A 7,115-nucleotide genomic window follows, 5' to 3' on the forward strand; every position below is an offset into this window, starting at 1 on the left:
AAAATATTGTCAAGAAAATTGAACCCTTGAGATCAACTTTGCTAAATAAAATTCCATTTTCAATATATTTGATTTATGGTTTTAGGGCATAAAGCTGAATCATATTTTCGTTTTAAACCCAGACCAGACAAGGTTTAGCGAAGTGAAGCCAGAGTCATTTTAACAGCTTAAATTTTTCATTCATCAATGGATTTAAGTTTTAATGATTCAGTAAATACCAGAGGTATAAAGTTTTTGATTTTAAATTTTATATCGCTAATTTATGTCAATGAATTCATCGCCAGATTAATTCGATATGATGATTTTTGAATGACATGCATGGATTCGAGCAAAAATCCTCAAAATATTTTCTCGAATCCATAATGAAAAAATACTCAGTAACAGAATTGAGTATCACCAGTGAAGGAATATGAAAATGCCTATTTATAATGCGCCGCTAAAAGACATGGAATTTATTTTAAATGATGTGTTTCAGGCCGAACAATTTTGGCAAGATAATGAAAATCTTGCACATTTAGATATGGCAACTGCAAATGCAATTCTGGAGGAGATGGCCAAGTTTTCCAAGAATGTGATTCTTGATCTGAACCGCCCTGCAGATGAAGAAGGTGGTGCTCAGTTTAGTAATGGTGAAGTCAAAACACCTGCAGGCTTTAAAGAAGCTTTCAAACAGTTTGCCGAAGGTGGCTGGGTGGGGCTGGGCGCGCCTGAAGAATGGGGCGGTCAGGGCATGCCAAAAATGCTGACTGTACTTGCAGACGAAATGATCTGGAGTACCAATCCCTCTTTCATGCTTTACCCGCTGTTAACCGTGGGAGCTGGCATGGCGATCAATGACCGTGCTTCGCAGGAACAGAAAGAAACCTATCTGCCAAAATTCTATACGGGTGAATGGTCAGGCACGATGTGTTTAACTGAGCCGCATTCAGGGACAGATCTGGGCATTATCAAAACCAAGGCTGAACCAAATCAAGACGGTTCATACAACATTACCGGGACCAAAATCTTCATTACCAGCGGTGAGCATGATCTGAGTGAAAATATCATTCACCTGGTACTGGCCAAAACCCCAAACGCGCCAGCAGGTTCACGCGGTATTTCTCTGTTTATTGTCCCTAAATTCCTGGTTAATGCCGATGGTTCACTCGGTGAGCGCAATGCGGTCGCTGCCGGTTCGATCGAACATAAGATGGGTATTAAAGGCTCGGCAACCTGTGTCATGAACTTTGATGGTGCCAAAGGCTATATGGTGGGTAATGAAAATGAAGGTCTGGCGGGCATGTTCGTGATGATGAACTACGAACGTTTGTCGATGGGGATTCAAGGCATTGGCGCGGCAGAATTTGCTTATCAGAATGCCGCACAATATGCGACCGACCGTTTACAGGGCCGTGCATCAACCGGTGCTAAATCACCAGAAAAACCAGCCGATTCAATTCTGGTACATGGTGATGTACGCCGTATGTTGCTGAATGTGCGTGCCAATAATGAAGCTTCTCGTGCTTTCGCAGTCTATGTCGGCCAGCAGCTGGATATTACCAAATACTCCACCGACCCTGAGGCGGTACGTAAAGCAACTGATCGTGTGGCTTTATTAACGCCTATTGCCAAAGCTTATCTCACCGATAAAGCACTGGATGCTGCACTTGAAGCACAAATGTGCTTCGGTGGTCATGGCTATATCCGTGAATGGGGCATGGAACAATGTATCCGTGACCTGCGCATTTCACAGATCTATGAGGGGACCAATGGGGTGCAGGCAATTGACCTGATTGGCCGTAAAACTACGAAATGTAAAGGTGCATATATTGCAGAGTATATTGCAGAAATCCGTGAATTTGCCCAAAGTCTAGATGATGCCTTAACGATTAAAAAGGCAACCTTAGATACCTGTCAGCAACTGGAAGATATTACCAATTTTATTGTTGAGCAGTCTCAGCAGAATCCTGATTTCGCCAACTCGATTGCTGTTGATTATCTGCACGCTGTAGGTTTGTTGAGCTTCGTCTATATGTATGCGCGTATCAGTAAAGCGGCGGCTACCAAAGAAGAAAGCTATTTCCAGAATAAACTGGTACTGGCTAATTACTATATTGCTAAAGTACTTCCGGATTTAAGTGCGAGAATTCAACGCATTCAGGCAGGTGCAGAGCTGGTGATGCAATTGCCAGAAGAATATTTCACTGCACAAGCCTAAACCCGCAAATATTGCGAAGGACAAACACTGTAGAGCTATCACTTTACAGTGTTGATAACAATGATGTTAAAGGATGAGATTAGAATGATTGTAATTGTAGAAGCTGTACGTACCGCGATGGGCGGTTTTCAAGGCTCACTTTCAAGCTGTACCGCACCAGATTTGGGTGCTGTAGTGATCAAGGAAGCGGTGGCACGTGCAGGTCTGGCAGCCAATGATATTGATGAAGTGATCATGGGGTGCGTATTGCCAGCCGGTTTAAAACAGGGGCCGGCACGTCAGGCCATGCGTCAGGCTGGTTTGCCAGATTCCACCGGGGCGACCACGATTAATAAAATTTGTGGTTCAGGCATGAAGGCGGTGATGCAAGCAGCAGACGCAATCAAGGCCGGTTCAGCAGAGATTGTGGTTGCAGGTGGTATGGAATCGATGTCAAACGCACCCTATTTAATGGACAAGGCACGGGCCGGATTCCGTATGGGGCATGGAAAAGTCATTGACCATATGTTCCAGGAAGGTCTGGAAGATGCGGAAACAGGTCTGTCGATGGGAATCCTTGCTCAGGAAATGGCAGATAAAAAGGGCTATACCCGTGAGCAGCAGGATGCCTATGCGATTGGCTCATTAAATAAAGCCGTGACAGCGGTGCAGCAAGGTTTCTTTAAAGATGAAATCGTACCGGTCACTGTCAGTAGCCGTAAAGGCGATGTCGTGGTAGAACAGGATGAACAGCCTTTAAATGCCAAGGCTGACAAAATTCCAACCTTACGTCCAGCTTTCAAAAAGGATGGAACAATTACTGCGGCAAATGCCAGCTCCATTTCTGATGGTGCTTCGGCACTGGTGATTACCTCGAGTGAAATTGCCGCGCAGCGCAACTTAAAGCCGCTGGCTAATATTGTGGCCTATGCCAGCCATTCGCAGCATCCATCAGAATTCACCATTGCACCAGTGGGCGCGATTGAAAAAGTCTTGCAAAAAACGGGTTGGGATGCTCAGGACGTAGACCTTTGGGAAATTAATGAAGCTTTTGCCATGGTAACCATGTTAGCAATAGATGCTTTTAAACTTGATCCAGCAAAAGTGAACGTTAATGGTGGGGCATGTGCGCTTGGTCATCCCCTAGGTTCTTCCGGTTCCCGAATTATTGTGAGCTTGATTCATGCCTTAAAGCGTACTGGTGGCAAGAAAGGCATTGCAGCACTGTGTATTGGCGGTGGGGAAGCAACAGCGATTGCTGTAGAACTGATTTAAGTCTTTTCATAATTGCATGATCATATGCTTAAAGTAGCAAACTTAAATATTTTTTGAATTAGACCACAATGCTTCTGGTACGCCAGGAGCAGGCGTCTCTTTATTTTTAATTTTTGAGAATTTTTATGAACGGTTTAGAGCGTATTCGTTTGCTCGCATTACAAGATAAAGTAGTACCTGTAGAAAAAGCACTACAATTGATTCAAGATGGTGATGTAATTGGTTTGAGCGGTTTTGGCGGCGCCGGTGAAGCGAAAACTGTGCCTTTGGCATTGGCTGAATATGCCCGGCAGCATCCGATCCATATTACCTTGGCGACAGGTGCAAGTCTGGGGAACCGGATTGATGGGAAACTGAATGAAGCTAACGTTATAACCCGCCGTTATCCTTATCAGGCTGATCCTTCTTTACGTCAGGCCATCAATAATGGTGAAGTGATGTATATCGATCAGCATCTTTCTGAACTGGCAGACAATATCCGTCATAAAAACCTGCCGGCGATTAATGTAGCTATAATTGCCGCAACGGCCATTACTGAAGATGGCCAGATTATTCCGACCGGTTCTTGTGGAAACTCGGCGAATTTCATCGAAATGGCAGATCGGGTCATTGTTGAAATTGATACAACAGTTAATCCGGTGCTAGAAGGCGTACATGATATTTATTTGCCTAAAACCCGTCCAAACCGTGGCCCGATTCCTTTGACGCAAGCCAGTGACAAGATAGGTACAATCGGAATCCATGTTGCACCTGAAAAAATTGCTGCGATTGTCATTAATGAGATTCCGGATACTTCTTTCGCAATGGATGAGCCGGATGAAGAAACACTGGCGATTGCCAGCCACTTAATTCAATTCTTTGAAAATGAAGTCGCCGCAGGACGATTACCTGAAAATCTGGGGCCGCTGCAGTCCGGAGTAGGTTCCGTGGCAAATGCCGTATTTGCAGGTTTTGAACATTCTAATTTCAATAATCTTGAAATGTATTCTGAAGTCCTGCAAGACTGTACTTTCCAGCTTATCGATTCAGGAAAAATGACCTTTGCTTCTGGTTGTTCCATGACCCTGAGCGATGAATGTGCGGCACGGGTGATGAAGAATTTTGATCAGTACAAAGATAAAATTGTCTTACGCCCGCAAGAACTTTCCAACAACCCTGAGCTGATTCGCCGTCTGGGTATAATTGCAATCAATACCGCACTGGAGTTTGATATTTACGGGAATGTGAATTCAACCCATGTCGCTGGCACCAAGATGATGAATGGTATTGGCGGCTCAGGTGATTTTACCCGTCATGCACATATTGCGATTTTTGTGACTAAATCCTATGCCAAAGGTGGTGCGATTTCGTCTGTGGTTCCACTGGTGAGCCATACAGATCATACTGACCATGACGTGGATATTCTGGTAACAGAGCAAGGTTTGGCCGATCTGCGCGGATTGGCACCACGTGAACGTGCCCGCAAGATTATCGATATTTGTGCTCATCCCGATTATCGTAAAAGTCTGAATGATTACTTTGAGCGCGCCTGTGCGCATGGTGGGCAAACACCGCATTTGTTAAATGAAGCTTTGTCCTGGCATGCCCAGTTTGAAGAAACCGGTTCAATGAAAATTGCTTAGTTCTCTTTCTTAAAATAAGCCCAAAATAAAGCCTGTGAATCACGGGCTTTATTTATTGTACTAGATAAATATTTTAGTTCTGAATCAGACGTGGGTTATTAAAGACTTTATCCAAGATATGCCGATGAATGAAACGCAGTTTATCTTTCACAGCTTCAGTCAGCTTAAAGGGGTAAGCATCTTCCAGACCCATACTGCGGTTTAAGGCATTCAAATTAAAAGTCAGGGTGACCCAGTTTTCCAGGATATGTTCAAAATCCTGTCCACCAATCGGGCATTCTTTAAAGTCCATACTGGCTAGATTTCGGCCATTACCTTCCACGCGTAGACCGGCATAAAATGCAGTTTCCAGTGTTTCCATGATATGCAGATAATGTGACCAGGTTTCAGCCCAATCTTCCCACGGGTGTGCAGTGGCATAGGGACTAATATATTTTTCATGCCAGTTGATAGGCGCACCTTGATTATAGTGCCTCTCTAGTGCTTCACTATAATTTTGCCGCTCATCTCCAAAATAATGGCGAAGTTCATTGAGTAATTCCGGATGTAGATGCTGGATGACATTAAAATAAAAATGCCCACTTTCATGACGAAAATGCCCTAATAATGTCCTGTAATTTTCACCCATATTGACCCGGGTTGTTTCCCGATAAACCACATCGGCCTCGAAGGCATTTAAGGTAATCACCCCATTGGCATGGCCGGTAAGTACTGGCTTGTCTTTTTCAGGAAGAAGAAAATCAAAACGCAAACCTAATGGATCATCATCCGAATGTTTTGGACGAGGCATAATGTTCATACGTTGGGTCAGATATAGAAACCGGCGTTTGGCTTCCTCAAGCCGATACCAGTAAATCATGTTTTCGGCATTTTCCAGATTTGGAATTACATGAGTCAGCTGGCAGGATTCGCAAAAATCTTCCTCGTCATCTAAGGGGATCATCCAGTTACATACCTGATGATGGGTATAGTTATAACAAGGTTTATAACGGGAATATTGATACTTCTCGGCAACGGGAACCCACTCCTGAGCATTCAGCTTTTTAAATGTCGTCATTTCTTTTTCGGATGCGATATAGCCGATAGGAGAAAGGCAGTGATCACATACGAATTTGGCGAAAAATATCTGCTGTTCGCAAACTGGACATTCAAAATACTTCATCGATACTCCCTGCAAAATGAATGAATTACAATGAATTACTGAAACTCTATAATTTATATTCAGATTGCATTGCGGAATTTTATCCTGTTTAAAAATTCATCATAAAAATTTCTTAAAAAACACTATGTTGATTAATTGTAAAATGCGTGTGATCGATTATTCATTAAATTATAGTTTAGTGACTGTTTATAGAAGAAAAGCTGAGTGAACTGTAAAAACTGATGAACTGATTTATGTATTTTTTTCTTAAATAAAAACGAGAGTATCAATTTAAAAAAACTGAATAATGCAAACTATAAAAAAATTAGAGATCAAAAGTTATTGAAAAAAATCGATTGAATCGCGTTTTTCAAAAGACCTAATTGGTATATATTTTGCTCAATTTTAAAACATACATAATGCTGAAAAATAAATTATTTTTAATTTTTTAGTTCTGCTTTTGGGGTATTAAAATATGATGAAGATAAGAAAAGCCACTGTTCAGGACACACTAGCAATTGCGAACGTCATTGCCCCATTTGTTGATGTCTTGATTTCTAGTGAAGAGGGACGCAAGCGTTTTCAACCTAAAATTCTTCAGACCATTTTTGATCGAGCTGATATTCATTATTTTGTTGGAGAAATTAATCAAAAAATTGTGGGCGTGGTGGCCTATATGGAACCTGCACACTTCATGCACTTTTTTCTGGATCCAGCTTATCAGGGGCATGGACATGGACGACAAATGTGGAATTTTTTAGAAGAAAAAATTCGGGTGGTGTTTCAAAAAGTATGCTGACATTAAATGAAGCCATTATTGATGTAAAAAAAGGTTAAGTCGAAAGCTTTAAAATGGTTTTCAATCTTTTTTGAAAAATTACAACTCCTTCTAAAACCGCGC

The 7,115-nt window shown here is 42.3% G+C and carries 4 protein-coding genes and 2 pseudogenes; 4 read left to right on the plus strand and 2 right to left on the minus strand.

The window, feature by feature from the left end:
• Positions 1–415: 415 nt before the first annotated feature.
• The 3 genes from FTU19_RS08680 (at position 416) to FTU19_RS08690 (ending at position 5,073) form a co-directional block, all read left to right on the plus strand.
• Positions 416–2,197, plus strand: coding sequence for an acyl-CoA dehydrogenase C-terminal domain-containing protein (locus FTU19_RS08680; RefSeq protein WP_180130802.1), 1,782 nt, complete (start codon positions 416–418; stop codon positions 2,195–2,197).
• Positions 2,198–2,275: 78 nt separating this feature from the next.
• Positions 2,276–3,451 (plus strand): thiolase family protein, encoded by a 1,176-nt coding sequence (locus tag FTU19_RS08685; protein ID WP_180130811.1) that lies wholly within the window; start codon positions 2,276–2,278, stop codon positions 3,449–3,451.
• Between the two features lie 125 nt (positions 3,452–3,576).
• Positions 3,577–5,073, plus strand: coding sequence for a succinate CoA transferase (locus FTU19_RS08690; protein WP_180033696.1), 1,497 nt, complete (start codon positions 3,577–3,579; stop codon positions 5,071–5,073).
• Positions 5,074–5,146: 73 nt separating this feature from the next.
• Here FTU19_RS08690 and FTU19_RS08695 read toward each other — a convergent pair whose 3' ends face one another.
• Positions 5,147–6,235: a putative zinc-binding metallopeptidase gene (locus FTU19_RS08695; RefSeq protein WP_180069484.1), complete on the minus strand. Its 1,089-nt coding sequence runs from the start codon at positions 6,233–6,235 to the stop codon at positions 5,147–5,149.
• Between the two features lie 457 nt (positions 6,236–6,692).
• On the opposite strand from FTU19_RS08695, the pseudogene FTU19_RS08700 reads away from it, so the two are divergent.
• A pseudogene (locus FTU19_RS08700) lies at positions 6,693–6,989 on the plus strand (GNAT family N-acetyltransferase); the annotation flags it as partial.
• 26 nt (positions 6,990–7,015) lie between these two features.
• On the opposite strand, the pseudogene FTU19_RS08705 reads toward FTU19_RS08700, so the two are convergent.
• Positions 7,016–7,115, minus strand: a pseudogene (locus tag FTU19_RS08705) (IS1 family transposase); the annotation flags it as partial.

It is taken from the genome of Acinetobacter sp. YH12072, assembly GCF_013419565.1.
Classification (GTDB): domain Bacteria; phylum Pseudomonadota; class Gammaproteobacteria; order Pseudomonadales; family Moraxellaceae; genus Acinetobacter.

What these genes read in the sequence shown, in the direction of transcription:
- FTU19_RS08680 (WP_180130802.1), top strand. Translation starts at nt 416, where the DNA reads ATGCCTATTTATAATGCGCCGCTAAAAGACATGGAATTTATTTTAAAT.
- FTU19_RS08690 (WP_180033696.1), top strand. Translation starts at nt 3,577, where the DNA reads ATGAACGGTTTAGAGCGTATTCGTTTGCTCGCATTACAAGATAAAGTA.
- FTU19_RS08695 (WP_180069484.1), bottom strand. Translation starts at nt 6,235, where the DNA reads ATGAAGTATTTTGAATGTCCAGTTTGCGAACAGCAGATATTTTTCGCC.